This window comes from Streptomyces sp. NPDC048590, assembly GCF_043199535.1.
Lineage (GTDB): Bacteria > Actinomycetota > Actinomycetes > Streptomycetales > Streptomycetaceae > Streptomyces.
Map to the genome: position 1 here is coordinate 427,037 of NZ_JBICWC010000005.1, position 13,457 is coordinate 440,493.

9 protein-coding genes and 1 pseudogene are annotated in these 13,457 nt (G+C 69.7%); 3 read left to right on the forward strand and 7 right to left on the reverse strand.

Annotated elements, in window-relative coordinates; genetic code table 11:
• Nucleotides 1–3 precede the first annotated feature (3 nt).
• Nucleotides 4–1,341 (reverse strand): crotonyl-CoA carboxylase/reductase, encoded by a 1,338-nt coding sequence (ccrA, locus tag ACGFNN_RS17815; protein WP_393556849.1) that lies wholly within the window; start codon nucleotides 1,339–1,341, stop codon nucleotides 4–6.
• A gap of 506 nt (nucleotides 1,342–1,847) precedes the next feature.
• Here ccrA and ACGFNN_RS17820 point away from each other — a divergent pair.
• Nucleotides 1,848–2,612, forward strand: a complete 765-nt coding sequence (locus ACGFNN_RS17820; protein WP_393556851.1) for a restriction endonuclease — start codon at nucleotides 1,848–1,850, stop codon at nucleotides 2,610–2,612.
• A 14-nt stretch (nucleotides 2,613–2,626) separates the two neighbouring features.
• Here ACGFNN_RS17820 and ACGFNN_RS17825 read toward each other — a convergent pair whose 3' ends face one another.
• Both ACGFNN_RS17825 and ACGFNN_RS17830 read right to left on the reverse strand, forming a co-directional pair.
• Nucleotides 2,627–3,442, reverse strand: a complete 816-nt coding sequence (locus ACGFNN_RS17825) for a TetR family transcriptional regulator (protein ID WP_393556853.1) — start codon at nucleotides 3,440–3,442, stop codon at nucleotides 2,627–2,629.
• Nucleotides 3,443–3,533: 91 nt separating this feature from the next.
• Nucleotides 3,534–5,315, reverse strand: a complete 1,782-nt coding sequence (locus ACGFNN_RS17830) for a 3-hydroxyacyl-CoA dehydrogenase family protein (protein ID WP_393556854.1) — start codon at nucleotides 5,313–5,315, stop codon at nucleotides 3,534–3,536.
• A 343-nt stretch (nucleotides 5,316–5,658) separates the two neighbouring features.
• Here ACGFNN_RS17830 and ACGFNN_RS17835 point away from each other — a divergent pair, with 343 nt between their 5' ends.
• Nucleotides 5,659–6,231 carry an adenylosuccinate lyase gene (locus tag ACGFNN_RS17835; protein WP_393556856.1) on the forward strand — a complete coding sequence of 191 codons (573 nt, stop codon included), beginning with the start codon at nucleotides 5,659–5,661 and terminating at the stop codon, nucleotides 6,229–6,231.
• A gap of 82 nt (nucleotides 6,232–6,313) precedes the next feature.
• Here the strand turns inward: ACGFNN_RS17835 and ACGFNN_RS17840 are convergent.
• The 4 genes and pseudogenes from ACGFNN_RS17840 to ACGFNN_RS17855 form a co-directional block, all read right to left on the reverse strand.
• Nucleotides 6,314–6,850: pseudogene (locus ACGFNN_RS17840) on the reverse strand (3'-5' exonuclease); the annotation flags it as partial.
• 284 nt (nucleotides 6,851–7,134) lie between these two features.
• Nucleotides 7,135–9,108 carry a HEAT repeat domain-containing protein gene (locus tag ACGFNN_RS17845; protein WP_393556858.1) on the reverse strand — a complete coding sequence of 658 codons (1,974 nt, stop codon included), beginning with the start codon at nucleotides 9,106–9,108 and terminating at the stop codon, nucleotides 7,135–7,137.
• Between the two features lie 156 nt (nucleotides 9,109–9,264).
• Complete coding sequence (locus tag ACGFNN_RS17850) at nucleotides 9,265–10,584, reverse strand: hypothetical protein (RefSeq protein WP_393556860.1); 1,320 nt, start codon at nucleotides 10,582–10,584, stop codon at nucleotides 9,265–9,267.
• A gap of 804 nt (nucleotides 10,585–11,388) precedes the next feature.
• The gene (locus ACGFNN_RS17855) at nucleotides 11,389–12,252 is read right to left on the reverse strand and encodes a helix-turn-helix domain-containing protein (RefSeq protein ID WP_393556862.1); all 864 of its coding nucleotides are present in this window, start codon (nucleotides 12,250–12,252) and stop codon (nucleotides 11,389–11,391) included.
• Nucleotides 12,253–12,403: 151 nt separating this feature from the next.
• Between ACGFNN_RS17855 and ACGFNN_RS17860 the strand changes: the two genes are divergently transcribed.
• Nucleotides 12,404–13,450, forward strand: a complete 1,047-nt coding sequence (locus ACGFNN_RS17860) for an NAD(P)-dependent alcohol dehydrogenase (protein WP_393556864.1) — start codon at nucleotides 12,404–12,406, stop codon at nucleotides 13,448–13,450.
• Nucleotides 13,451–13,457: the final 7 nt, after the last annotated feature.

The window sequence follows — 13,457 nt, forward strand, 5'->3', positions numbered from 1 at the left end:
ACCTCAGACGTTGCGGAAGCGGTTGATGGCGTCGACGTGCTGCTCGCGGAGCTCGGTGTCGCGCACGCCCAGGCCTTCGCGGGGTGCCAGGGCGAGGATGCCGACCTTGCCCTGGTGGAGGTTGCGGTGGACGTCGTACGCGGCCTGGCCGGTGTCCTCCAGGGAGTAGACCTTGGAGAGCGTCGGGTGGATCTTCCCCTTGGCGATCAGGCGGTTGGCCTCCCACGCCTCGCGGTAGTTGGCGAAGTGGGAACCGATGATGCGCTTGAGCGACATCCACAGGTAGCGGTTGTCGTACTCGTGCATGTAGCCCGAGGTGGAGGCGCAGGTCGTGATGGTGCCGCCCTTGCGGGTGACGTAGACCGAGGCGCCGAAGGTCTCGCGGCCCGGGTGCTCGAAGACGATGTCGATGTCCTCGCCGCCGGTGAACTCGCGGATGCGCTTGCCGAAGCGCTTCCACTCCTTCGGGTCCTGGGTGCGCTCGTCCTTCCAGAACTTGTAGCCCTCCGCGTTGCGGTCGATGACCGCCTCCGCGCCCATCGCCCGGCAGATGTCGGCCTTCTCCGGGCTGGAGACGACACAGATCGGGTTGGCGCCGCCGGCCAGGGCGAACTGGGTGGCGTAGGAGCCGAGTCCGCCGCTCGCGCCCCAGATCAGCACGTTGTCGCCCTGCTTCATCCCGGCGCCGTTGCGCGAGACGAGCTGGCGGTACGCCGTCGAGTTGACCAGGCCGGGGGAGGCGGCCTCCTCCCAGCTGAGGTGCTTCGGCTTGGGCATCAGCTGGTTGGACTTGACGAGTGCGATCTCGGCGAGACCGCCGAAGTTGGTCTCGAAGCCCCAGATGCGCTGCTCAGGGTCGAGCATCGTGTCGTTGTGGCCGTCCGAGGACTCCAGCTCCACCGAGAGGCAGTGCGCGACGACCTCGTCGCCCGGGTTCCAGGCGTTGACGCCAGGGCCGGTGCGCAGGACGACGCCCGCCAGGTCGGAACCGATGACGTGGTACGGCAGGTCGTGGCGCTTGGTCAGCTCGCTGAGCCGGCCGTAGCGCTCCAGGAAGCCGAAGGTCGACACCGGTTCGAAGATGGAGGTCCAGACGGAGTTGTAGTTCACCGAACTCGCCATGACGGCGACGAGCGCCTCACCGGGGCCGAGTTCGGGCACGGGGACCTCGTCCACGTGCAGCGACTTGCGGGGGTCCTTGTCGCGGGTGGCGAGGCCGGCGAACATCTCGGCCTCGTCCTTGTGCACGGTCACCGCGCGGTACGACTCGGGGACGGGCAGTGCGGCGAAGTCCGCGGCCGTGCTGTCCTGCGATTGGATCGCGTCCAGGATTTCCTTCACGGTGATGCCTCCGGCAGATCGGGTCTCCGGCGTCGAGGGAACGCCGGAAGGACCCCTGTGGTCAGGGGAGTGGTGCGGTGTGGAGGTGTGCCGTCGGTTCGGCGGGTGGTGCTGTGGGCCTGCTCGGTGGAGCAGAAGGGTTGCCTGTGACGCAGGCGCCCGGGCGCGTGGACACGTGGTCCGCGGGGACAGCCGGCGTACGAGAGATCTCTGCACGCCGGCCGCCCGGACACCATCAACGTATGGCACTGCGTGACAGGTGGCAAGGCACCCAGTGCCAACAATTTCTCTCAGTTGTCATCTCGTAGGCACGCATGAGCAACATCATGGGCGGAATGTCCCGTTGCTCCGTCTTTTGCAGGCGCCACGGCGCGGTGCGGTACACGTACGGCGTCGTGGCGCGCGGGGCTCCGGCCGACCGGCACCCCGGCAGTCGCGTCAACCGTCACCCACGGGGCACATGAAAGTGATCTTGACGGAGCGTGGAGGACAGGGGTGGGTGCGCGATGGGTATACGGGCGCGTGGAGGGCTGCGGAACGGGCGCGGACGCGAGTTCGACATCCGGAGGACGGCCTTCGGATTCGCCTTCGCGGGCATCCTGCTCTGCGGAGGCGGGCTGGCGCTGCGCACCGCTCTGCGGAGCGCCGAACGGCACCCGGCCATGGCCGTGATCTCGGCCGTCCTGCTGATCGCGGGGGCCGCCGCGCTCCTGCGCAGACGCCGGAGCCGCAGACGGGCCGCGAGGGCCGCGGCGGCGGTGGTCGAGACCGCGTACGAGGTCGTGGACGCCGCCCTGGAGGAACAGGTGGCGGCCGGGACCGTGGAGCCCACAGAACCCTTGTGGCGCCCACTGCCGGAGGACTGCGCCACCATGGATCCGTACGAGTTCGAGGAGGCCGTTGCCGCGCTCTGCCGACGGGACGGCTGCCCCGACGCCGAGGTCGTGGGTGGCGCGGGCGACCTGGGCGCGGACGTGGTCGCCACGACGCCGGACGGCCGGCGCCTGGTCGTGCAGTGCAAGAGGTACACGGCGGACAACAAGGTCGGCTCGCAGGACCTCCAGCGTTTCGGAGGTACCTGCTACGCGGTGCACGAGGCGGACCTGGCCGTGGTCGTCACCACCAACGACTTCACCGCGCCCGCCCTGGAGTACGCCGACCGGTGCGGGATCCTGTGCGTCGGACTCGACGAACTCACCGCCTGGAGCGAGGGCGCCGCGCCGCCGCCCTGGCACGCGACCGTTCCCGTGGAGCCCGCCGGAGGGGTGTGACCCCCTCGGGCGCCTCAGTGCTCCTTCAGCGCCTGCTGGATCGTGCGCATGACCTCGTCGAGCGGGGCGTCCGTACGGGCCACGGCCACCAGGACTTCGCCCTCCTTCGACACCGACGCGGCCGGGGTACGGCCCGAATCGCCGCTCACCGTGCGTCCTGCGCCGATGCCGGTGCCGAAGGTGTCGCGCACGATCGCGAAGGCGTGGTCGAGCTGGCTCTCCACCTCCCCCTGGCCGTCAGCGCGCAGCCAGCGCCGCAGCACGTGGTTGTGCGCCGTCACCACGGCGGACGCGGCGACCTCGGCGAGCAGCGGGTCGTCGTTCCCCACATGGTGGTCGCGCTCGTCGAAATGGCCCAGCAGATAGCGCGTGAACAGCCGCTCGTAGCGGGCCACCGAGGCGATCTCGGCCTCCCGGAGCGTGGGCACCTCACGGGTCAGCTTGTACCGTGCCACGGAGACCGCCGGCTTCGCCGCGTACATCTTCATGACCTCCTTGATGCCGCGGCACACCGTGTCGAGCGGGTGCTCGTGCGCGGGGGCGGCATTGAGGACGGCCTCGGCCCTGACGAGCGTGTCGTCGTGGTCCGGGAAGATCGCCTCCTCCTTGGAGCGGAAGTGGCGGAAGAAGGTACGCCGGGCCACCCCGGCGGCCCCGGCGATCTCGTCGACCGTCGTCGCCTCGTACCCCTTCGTGGCGAAGAGTTCCATCGCCGCGGCGGCCAGTTCGCGGCGCATCTTGAGCCGTTGGGCGGCTGCCCGGGTGCTCGCGGCACTCTCCGGGGCGTCCGTCGCGGCGGAGGAACGAGGGGACTTGGCGGGTCGGGACATGAGGTGAACGTAACCCATCGGTGCAGGGCAGTGCGCCCGTGGGGGCGGGTCGCCCGAGGGCCGCAGCAACCCGCCCCACCCCGCACCGGTGTCAGCGGCGGGCATACTCGCGGAAGCCGCGCCCCGTCTTGCGGCCGAGGCAGCCGGCGGCCACCAGATGCTCGAGCAACGGTGCCGGGGCGAGGCCCGGGTCGCGGAACTCGCTGTGCAGAACCTTCTCGATGGCGAGCGAGACGTCCAGGCCGACCACGTCCAGGAGCTCGAACGGCCCCATCGGGTAGCCGCCGCCCAGCTTCATCGCCGCGTCGATGTCGTCGAGCGTCGCGTAGTGCTCCTCGACCATCTTGATCGCGTTGTTGAGGTAGGGGAACAGCAGGGCGTTGACGATGAAGCCCGCCCGGTCACCGCAGTCCACCGGGTGCTTGCGGACCTTCCGGCACACCTCGCGGACGGTGGCGTGCACGTCGTCGGCGGTCAGCACCGTGCGGACCACCTCGACCAGCTTCATCGCGGGAGCGGGGTTGAAGAAGTGCATCCCGACGACGTCCTCGGGGCGGGCGGTCACCCGGGCGATCGCCACGACCGGCAGGGACGAGGTGGTGGTGGCCAGAACGGCGCCCGGCCTGCAGACCTTGTCGAGGGTCGCGAACAGCTCCCGCTTGACGTCCAGGTCCTCCGCGACAGCCTCCACCGCGAGATCCACATCGGCGAAGGAGTCCAGGGTGCCCGCCGGGGTGATCCGGGCGAGCGCCTCGTCCCGGGCCTCCGCGGTCATCCGTCCCTTGGTGACGGAGCGCTCCAGGGATTTCGCGATGCGCGCCTTGGCCCTGTCCGCCTTCTCCTGGCTCCGGGCCGCGAGCACCACGCCGTATCCGGACTTCGCGAAGACCTCGGCGATGCCCGAGGCCATCGTCCCCGAACCGGCCACACCGACGGAGGAGACCGGACGTCCAGCGCCCGCGTCCGCGCCCGCCGTCGGCGTCATGGCGTCCGGCACCACGGTCTGGCCGCCGGGCGCGTCGTACGTGTAGAAGCCGCGTCCGGCCTTGCGGCCGGTGAGCCCGGCCTCGCTGAGCTGCCCGAGCACCGGGGCGGGTGCGTGCAGCCGGTCGTGGGACGCCGCGTACATGGCCTCCAGGACGGTGCGGGCCGTGTCGATCCCGATGAGGTCGAGCAGCTCCAGCGGGCCCATGGGCAGTCCGCAGCCCAGTTTCATCGCGGCGTCGATGTCCTCACGGGAGGCGTAGTTCGCCTCGTACATCGCCGCGGCCTGGTTGAGATAGCCGAACAGCAGACCGTCCGCGACGAAACCCGGCCGGTCACCGACGGCGACCGGTTCCTTGCCCAGCTCGCGGGCGAGCCGGGTCACGCTCTCCACGGCGGGCGGGGCGGTCAGCACGGAGGAGACCACCTCGACCAGCTTCATCGCCGGTGCCGGATTGAAGAAGTGCAGGCCGAGGACCCGCTCGGGACGCTGCGACTCGGCGGCCAGTCTGGTCACCGAGAGTGCGTTGGTGCCCGTCGCGAGGATCGTGGTGGGTGAGACCACCGCGTCGAGCTCCCGGAAGACCTGCTGCTTGATCTCGTAGTTCTCCGGCACGACCTCGATGACCAGCTCCGCGTCCGCGGCTGCCCGAAGATCGGAGAAGGTGCGGAACCGCGCCAGGATGTCGTGCCGCTCCTGCTCCGTGATGCGCTCACGGAGCACGGCGCGCGCGGTGGAGGCCTCCAGGGAGGCGACGGCCTGACGTGCGGCGGCTTCACTGATGTCGATGCCGATTACCTCGCGGCCGGCTCGGGTCAGGACCTCGGCGATGCCGGTTCCCATCGTGCCGAGGCCGACGACGGCAATGGTGCTGAGCGGGATGTCCATCACGGGACTCCAGGGTGAGTGACGACTGAGGCGGAGCACGGCGCGCGTAGGGAAAGATCAACCGGCGCCCGGTGCGGGGTGATTGCGTGTCGTGGTGCACGGTCCCGGGCGCGCACGGCGCACCGGGGGAGGGGTGACGGGCTCTGCCCCGAGCCACGTCTCACGAAATGCCGAACCGACAAGCACTCCGGGTGGCTGCGTCACCAGGCCACTGGAGCCGGCGGGTGTGTGTCCCGCTCACTTGAGATTAACCGGCAAGTAACGAGCGCGCCAGCCCTGACGGCCTGTGCGTCGGCACACAGTTCCGTGAACACGCAGCGTGTGCGCCGGTAAACTCATCGTCATGGATGAGGAGTTCCGCTCACTGACCGACCGGCTGCGGCGCGAGGCGCGGGAGTCGGAGGCCTTCGGGAGGCTGGTCGCCACCGAGGACCACGAAGAGCTGGCCGGGGTGCTGGTCGAACGCGAACGCCCGCTCTGGGCCCGGGAGATCGCGGCGTTCCGGCTCGGGTGCCTGGGGGATCGCCGCGCCTTCGAGGCGCTCGTCCTCCTTCTCAACCACCGCGAGCCCGAGCGGTGCGTCTCGGCGGCCCACGCACTCCGTCTGCTGAACGACCCTCGCACCCCCCGAGCCGCCGCCGCCCTCGCCGCCAACACCATGCGCACGGCCTACGCCCTGCACCCGGTGCGCCTACTCACCGCCCTGCGCGCGCCGGAGTCCGTACCCACGCTGGTCAGCACCCTGCACCGGCTCCTGAACCCCGACGAACCGCACTGGCGCGTCGCGCTCGCCTGCGTCGAAGGGCTCGGCGCCCTGGGCGACAGCAGGGCCCGCCCCGTCCTGGAGGCCGCCCTGCCGCACCCGCGCCTCGGCGCGGCGGCGGAGGAGGCGCTGGGGCGGCTGGGGGCGGGGTGAGGGGCGTGCACGGTCTCCTCGGCCGAGCAGCTCACGGCACCACCTGTCGTACGGAAAGGGGGCCGTGGCGGTCCGGGACCCATCACCGCCGAGCGGCCACCAGCGGCGCCAGGAACGGGCTCGGCGTGCCTTGCCAGAAGATGTCCAGGCTGTCGCGGGCCCGCGTGGTGGCGACGAACAGCAGCGAGCGTGCCTGCTGGACCTCGCGCCGGTAGCGCACCGGATCGGCGTTACGCCTCCGGTTCACGTCGTCCCTGGGGATCAGCCCGTCACTGACCCCGGCGACGATCATGCGCTGGTACTCGAGACCCTTGAAACGGAACATCGTGCCGATGTGTACACCGCCGTCACCGCGGGGACCGTCCGGGCCGATCTCCACGGCCCGGATTCCGTGTTCCGCCAGAGTGGTCGCGGTTTCGCTCGCCATCCGGTTCGTCGGCACGCAGATCGCGATCTGCTCGTGCGGGGTGTCATCCCAGCCGTCGATCAGCACGGCGATGGCCTCCCGCTCGCCCTCCCAGTCCGTGCACCCGTGCAGGTCGGGCACTCCACCGCTGAGAACCGACCGGTATCCGGCAAGGGTCTCCTGGTTGCCGTCGAGGTCGTCGTACGTTTCCTGCGGGCGCATGCTCAAGCAGCACGACTTCACGCACGCGATGCTCGCCCTGTTGCGCGACGAGCTTCGCGACTTTGCGCTCGTGACAGCGCGAGCAGAGGAAGGAGGTCGCTGAATCCAGCCGGCAGAGCTGCAATCCGCCCTTCGGCGGGAAAGTCTTGACGATCTTTGCATTGAACACTGAGGCCCCCCGGCACGTTCCCTACCCACCCTCATAGTAAGAGCCGTCCGAGAAGATCACGCTCCATGGTGACGGCCACCTCGTCCTGATCGAGATGGCCTGGGCGTCAGTCGCACGCGGCAAGCAGCTCGCGGACGGCGGTTCTCACGGATTCGTCCTGGACGAATCCGCGCCACCCGCCGCTGCTGCGCAGCCGCTGATCAAGGGTCGGCACACCACGCAGGAGCTCGGCGGCGGGCCGGGCGGCGCGGCCGATTCGGGCCAGGTAGCGCACTGCGGGGAGCATGACCGGCAGCCATGTACCCTCGGCCAGCCCTCGTACGGCCGTGATCAGCGCCGGTACGGTGCTTTCGGTGTCGCCGGTCACCGCCCACAGGGCGTGTGCTGCTTCGACACGGGTCCAGGGTTCGGTGTCTGAGGTCATGGTCCGGAGCCGGTCCGCGTGGTGGCCGGCGTGCGAGCCCAGGTCGGCGAGCATCTGCAGAGCAGGGCGCGTGAAGCCCTTCCCCACGACAGTACGTCCAAGTGCTTCCAAAGCGGGGCCGGGTTCGCCGCCGACCTTCCAGTAAGCCCAGGCCGCGAGCTCCGTATGCTCCGCGCCGACGGCTGACCGGGCCAGGAGCAGTTCCGCCGCCCCGTTTCCGGCTCTTCCGATTCCTGCGAGCGCTCCCGCTGCAGCGGTCCAGGTCCGGTCGTCCTCCAGCAGGCCGAGCAGCTGCGGAACCGCTGCCGCGGAAGCGGGGCCCCAGTCAGCGAGCACCTGACAGTACGCGCTGAGTACGTGGTCGTCCCTAGCGGAATCGAGGCGGCCGCAGATCATGGGAAGCAGCAGGCCGGCATGGTCGGGAAGGTGACTGATGACCTCATGGAGCGCGGGGAGGACTGCGTGATGCCAGTCGGCGGAGGGGTAGTGAGCAGAATTCGAAGCGAAACCGGATCGTGGACGAGCCGCCGCATCGATCAGGCCCGGCACGCAACGGGGGTCGTTCATCCGGGCCAGGGCCCATAGGGCCGCCTCGGTGACGGTCTCCCGTCTCCGTGTGGTCCGGGCTTCGGTGTCGCCGACCAGCGCAGCGACCTCATCCGAGTGAGCCGCGGCCGCCGGACCCAGACAGGCCAGCAGTTCGACCGCCCGGAAACGGACCTCCGCTGCGGGGTCGTCCAGCCGTGCCACGAGGCGTGGAAGGACCGCGGTGGCAGGTGAGCGCCACTGGGCCAGCAGCCCGCCCGCACGCGCCAGGGCGCCGATCCGCTGCTCGACATCGGGGTGGTCATCCAGCAGGCCGAGTACGAACGAGGGAGACGGACCGGTGAGCAGCGCAGCCGTCCAGTGGTGGACACCCTGCACACCGGCCTCCACCGCGCTGGTGTGCTGCCACAATTCGACGCTCGGATCCCGTACCGCTTCGAGCAACAGGCCCAGTTGTTGCACCGGAAGGGCCGGGTCGGCCGGGGCGATGGCGTGCACCGCTGCCAGGCGTATCTGCGCCTCCGGGGCATCGAGCAGCCCGCGGAGCAAGGTACGGACCCCGGGGCCATGCTCGCCGGTCGGCTCCTGGAGCACCGCATGGCCGAGTGCGAGGACCAGGTCAAGGCGCGTCGCCGGATCGTCCTCCGCCCGCCAGCACCGTAGCAACGCAGGCAGAGTGAGCTCACCGGGACTCCGGCCGGAGCCGATCACATCGGCTGCGGCTCGCCGTATCTCCGGATCGGGGGCGTCGAGCAGGACGAGAACCTCCGGCAAGGCGCGCTCCCATGCCGATGGCCAGCCGGGATCCACCCACTTCTCGGCGACCCGCGCGGCCTCGAACGCCAGCCTTGACACAAGCTCAAGCAATGCGCGACGGCTCGGCACGTCCGGCGTCGCGGCCAGGCGCAGCAGAAACGGCAGCGCGGCCGGGGCTGCGGAGCATATCCAGCCACCCTGGTGGAGGAGGTGATTGAGGAGGTCGTCCGCAGCGCGCTCCGCATCTTCCGGATTCGGCCCCGCGCACCGGCGCAACAGTCCGGGCACGTCCTCTGCGGACCCGTAGTTGTGCCTCAGCGCTGCCCAGTCGATCAGATCCACTTCCGCCCACATGCGGGCGACCATACGTCGGACGTCAGCGACCAACGCCCGTACGCCGACGCACTCCAGCTCCGAGCCGCAGCCCGAACACTGTGCCGGGTACCTGACAGACGCGATCAGCACGACCTTGACGCCCCGGCCCCCCGGGGCCCTGATGCCGAAGCCACGCTAGGCCCCCACGGGCAGCGCGGGGAACACGACCACGGAACCGTCCTTGTCGCGGGCGATCTCGATCGCCACGTCTGTCGCGCGGCTGTTGACCGTGATGCCATCGCCGAGCTGGTGAATCCTGTGTGTCGCGCGCATCAGTCGATCGACTTCACCAGGCGTGAAGACGGGCCGCAAACCATTCGGGCGGGCCAGCTCCAGCGCCGACAGACGCACCAGGACACCGGCGATGCCGGACTCAAGCTCGTCGAGGCGCTGCTGGTCGCGCCTGAGGGCGCGGGTGAAGCTCTTGAACAGGTTGCCGGGGTCGTTCTGGGCATGCTCGACGGCTTGCAGGACGATGACTCGTCGCTTCAGTGCGAGGGCGAGAGCGGCGAGTTCGAGATGGGCCCGGAAGGTGCCTCCCTGGTCGTCGACGCCGGGGAACGACTTGGTCAGCGCGGCGATCTCGACGGCCTCGCCGTCGGGCAGCTTGTCGAGCGCGCTCCGCCACCGGGCAAGGCGGCGATCAGCCCTGCCCAGCGCCGTGTTGATGGCATGCACCGCCGAGTCCAGTCCCAGCGAGACGCCGAGCTTGCCCTGGTCGAGCAGGATGGCGGTGGCTTTGTCGATGGCATCGCGGCAGCCGTCGAGTTCGCTGTGCTCGTCGTCGAGCTTCTCTTCGTGCAGTTGCTCCAGCAGCTCGGTGATGTGCTCGATGGCCTGCTGGCGCTGGCGCTCTGCATGCGCGCTCACCCCCACCGCCACGGCCATGAGTACGAGCGGCGCGGCCACAGTGAGCGCCGCGCTGCCGGCTGCCGCGACACCGGCCGTCGCGCCGGCCCCACCGGCCGCGCCCGCCGCTGCCGCCTTCCCGACCGGCACGAACGTCACGCCGGAGGCGATGCGGCCCATGGGGTCCACGAGCGGGCCGCGGATGCCACCGGCCACCGCCTTCGACACCATCGGGCGAAGGGTGCCCTGACCGAGCTGGGCGGCGACCTTCGCCGGAACCACCATGGTGTACAGGTTCTCGCCGGCGGCGGTGACTGTGGCCGCAGCGGAGGAGTTCCGGGCTGTCTGCGTGACGAGTTGCGACAGGTGCTGTGCCAGGGGACTCACGGCATCGAGCGGGATGCCTCGGCTGCGGTCGAGGTCGGCGGGCAGCGGATGCACCTCAAGCGTGGCGATCGGCTCGTCGGCCAGGGCGGCCAGCACACTACGCAGTTCGCCCAGGCGCTCAGCCGTCATCGGCCCGTCACCGGCCACTGCGGGCACTCGGACGTCACCCGTCGCGAGCGTCCACACCGGAACGGCTGGTGCCTTGCGGTAGTCAATCATTGTCTCCCCCTCGTTCGCCCACAGACGCCGACGGCTGGCGCCCGACAGAAACGGCATGAACCCTCATGTGATCAGCGGGCGTGGTAGCTCTTATGATCACTGATCGCGTTCCCGCCCCGTTGTCACGCCAACTCCCCCTGACCACAGTCAACCTGTGGAGCCGCGAACGTAAGACCGCCCCGGGCAGTGAGCGGTCGACCTCAGAACCGACCAGGGACAGATGCGCGCAAGCGAGAGGACGGTCAACCGCAGGCCCGATTGAGCTCCGTGCAGCTCCTTCTCAGTTCGGCCTGAACGGGAACGGGCTCGGGATTCCCTCTTCGACGTTCCCTCGTACATGTTCCAGCTGCTCATGCCCTGAGGTTGTCAGCTCGTGTCCCTTTTCCGACGTCGCCCGGTAGATGGTGTCGGTGCCGACGTTCGCTGCGGACCGTTCCAGGTTGCCATTTCGTCCACGAAGTCCGTGTATGAACGGTTTCGGCCCTGGGGCGTTGGGTGAAATCAGGGTGCGCGACTGCCTTGGACATTATCTCGGGGGCATGCGACTCCGAATAGGGGGGGATGCCATGGTGGTCTGATCAGCGGATTGTCCGTGCGTCCGGATGATTACGGTAATCGATCGGCGGAGACGGGTGGGCCGGAATGGCAGGGCCGGTCAGGCGGCCGGACTTCTCGGACTCACGGAGCCGTCGGGAACCAGGGCCACCTCACGCCCCTGCCGCAGGCGCTCCTCCGCTCCGCATGCGGACCGGCACGGTTGTACGCCACACCTGGCCGCGGTGCCGAACGGCTGCCGCCGCCCGCTCAGCGGCTCACGGCCCGGGGGCCGGTGTCCAGGCCCCAGCTGCCCAGCAGCCGCATCGACTCCTCGGACGCCGAGCCGGGCGCCGCATGGAAGGTGATCAGGGACATGTCCTGATCGGCGGGCAACTTCAGTGTCTCGTACGACAGGGTCAGCTCACCCACCAGCGGATGGTGCAGCCGCTTCGTGCCGTATCCCTTTTCCTGCACCGTGTGTGCGGCCCACAGGGTCCGGAACTCCTCGCTCTTCACGGAGAGCTCTCCCACCAGCGCGGAGAGCTGCTGATCGTCCGGCCAGCAGCCCGCGCAGAGCCGCAGGGCGCTCACCACCTCGACGGCCTTGCACTCCCAGTCCACGTACAGATCCCGCGCGTTCGGGTCGAGGAACACGATCCGCGCCATGTTGCGCTCCTCCGGCGGCAGCGCCGTCTCGTCCCCGAGCAGCGCGCGTGCCATCCGGTTCGACGCCAGGATCTCCATCCGCATCCCCAGGACGTACGCCGGCACACTCTCCATGGCGTCGATCAGGTGCTGGAGCTCAGCTCGCAGCCGCTGTGGACGGGCGGCAGCGGCCCGCTTCTTCTTCGTCTTCGGGTTCGCCAGATGCGTGAGGTGGGCGTGCTCCGTGTTCGACAGGCGCAGAGCCCGGGCGACCGCGTCCAGTACTTCCCCCGAGACGTTCCCGCTGTTTCCCTGCTCCAGACGCGTGTAGTACGCCACGGACACCCCGGCGAGCTGCGCCAGCTCCTCGCGGCGCAGCCCCGGGACCCGGCGGGCTCGCCCCACGTCCGGCAGGCCGACGTCCCCGGGCTTGAGCCGGGCCCTGCGGCTGCGGAGGAATTCGCTGAGTTCGGCGCGCTGGTCCATGCCTTCCAGTATCCGGGTACGCCACGACGGCCAGCGTGACCCTGCCAGTGGTACGCACGACAGGCGTAGGCCCAGCTGGGACCTGGGCGAATGCCGGGGTACGAGGCACAGTGGATGAGAACCACCCCACCTTTGAGGAGATCCTTTCCGGATGACTGTCACCACCGTCGCCGCATACGCCGCCCCCGCACCCAAGGCCCCGCTGGAGCGCACGACCGTGCCGCGCCGCCCGGTCGGCGAGTACGACGTACTGATCGACATCAAGTACGCCGGGATCTGCCACTCGGACATCCACCAGGCACGCAACGGCTGGGGCGAGGGCATCTTCCCGATGGTGCCCGGCCACGAGATCGCGGGCGTCGTCGCAGAGGTCGGATCGGGCGTGACGAAGTTCCAGGTCGGCGACCGCGTCGGCGTCGGCTGCATGGTCGACTCGTGCCGCACGTGCGAGAACTGCCTGGCCGGTCTGGAGCAGTACTGCTCCGAGGGCAACATCGGCACGTACAACGCCGTCGGCAAGGACGGCGAACCCACCTACGGCGGGTACTCCACCCACATCGTGGTCGACGAGAACTACACCCTGCGCATCCCCGAGGGCATCGCCCTGGACGAGGCGGCACCGCTGCTCTGCGCGGGCATCACCACGTACTCGCCGCTCGCCCACTGGAAGGCCGGCCCCGGCAAGAAGGTCGCGATCGTCGGCCTCGGTGGCCTCGGACACATGGGTGTCAAGATCGCGCACGCACTGGGCGCCGAGGTGAGCGTGCTCAGCCAGACGCTGCGCAAGGAGGCCGACGGGCTGAAGCTGGGCGCCGACCACTACTACGCGACCAGCGACCCCAAGACGTTCGAGCAGCTCAAGGGCTCGTTCGACCTGATCATCTCCACCGTCTCGGCACCCCTGCCGCTGGACGCGTACCTCGCGCTGCTCAAGACCGACGGCGCCATGGTGAACGTCGGAGCGCCGGAGGAGCCGGTCTCGCTGAACCTGTTCTCCGTCATCGGCGGCCGCAAGACCCTGGCGGGCTCCGGGATCGGCGGGATCCGCGAGACGCAGGAGATGCTCGACTTCTGCGCGCGGCACGCCCTCGGCGCGGAGATCGAACTGATCCGGGCGGACCAGATCAACGAGGCGTACGAGCGGGTGCTCGCCAGCGACGTGCGCTACCGCTTCGTGATCGACACCGCCACCATCTGAACCGCCG

What these genes read in the sequence shown, in the direction of transcription:
- ACGFNN_RS17860 (WP_393556864.1), top strand. Translation starts at nt 12,404, where the DNA reads ATGACTGTCACCACCGTCGCCGCATACGCCGCCCCCGCACCCAAGGCC.
- ACGFNN_RS17850 (WP_393556860.1), bottom strand. Translation starts at nt 10,584, where the DNA reads ATGATTGACTACCGCAAGGCACCAGCCGTTCCGGTGTGGACGCTCGCG.
- ACGFNN_RS17855 (WP_393556862.1), bottom strand. Translation starts at nt 12,252, where the DNA reads ATGGACCAGCGCGCCGAACTCAGCGAATTCCTCCGCAGCCGCAGGGCC.
- ACGFNN_RS17825 (WP_393556853.1), bottom strand. Translation starts at nt 3,442, where the DNA reads ATGTCCCGACCCGCCAAGTCCCCTCGTTCCTCCGCCGCGACGGACGCC.
- ACGFNN_RS17830 (WP_393556854.1), bottom strand. Translation starts at nt 5,315, where the DNA reads ATGGACATCCCGCTCAGCACCATTGCCGTCGTCGGCCTCGGCACGATG.
- ACGFNN_RS17845 (WP_393556858.1), bottom strand. Translation starts at nt 9,108, where the DNA reads ATGTGGGCGGAAGTGGATCTGATCGACTGGGCAGCGCTGAGGCACAAC.
- ACGFNN_RS17820 (WP_393556851.1), top strand. Translation starts at nt 1,848, where the DNA reads ATGGGTATACGGGCGCGTGGAGGGCTGCGGAACGGGCGCGGACGCGAG.
- ACGFNN_RS17835 (WP_393556856.1), top strand. Translation starts at nt 5,659, where the DNA reads ATGGATGAGGAGTTCCGCTCACTGACCGACCGGCTGCGGCGCGAGGCG.